This window comes from Mesorhizobium sp. (assembly GCF_004962925.1).
GTDB lineage: Bacteria > Pseudomonadota > Alphaproteobacteria > Rhizobiales > Rhizobiaceae > Mesorhizobium.
Window position 1 is genome coordinate 20,253 of the sequence record NZ_SUEO01000103.1, and the last position, 327, is coordinate 20,579.

Annotated in this window: 1 protein-coding gene; it reads left to right on the top strand. The window is 68.5% G+C overall.

Annotated elements, in window-relative coordinates; all coding sequences use genetic code 11:
• Window positions 1–151: 151 nt before the first annotated feature.
• A partial coding sequence (locus tag E5W87_RS36110) for an FAD-dependent oxidoreductase (protein WP_367118845.1) occupies window positions 152–327 on the top strand: 176 nt, incomplete at its 3' end.

Here is a 327-nt window from a genome sequence, read left to right on the forward strand (position 1 = left end):
CCGCCTCGCCCGCCGCCGACATCTCCCAGGCGAAATCGCCGCCGACGAGGACGAGATATCGATCCGCGACTTCCAAGCCGCCGCCGATCTCGAACCGAACTATTTCACCAAGGAGGGGTTCGGCGCGTTGGTCGCCCGTTTTGGCGCCGACGTGCCGGTCGAGCTGTCGACGCCGGTGCGGAAAATCCTCTGGGACGTGCCCGGCGTCGCCTGCGTCACCGATCGCGGCACCATTCGCGCCAAGGCGGCCATCGTCACCGCCTCGCCGGCGGTGCTCGCCTTCGAGGAGATCGAATTCGCGCCGGCGCTGCCCGACACGCATTTCGC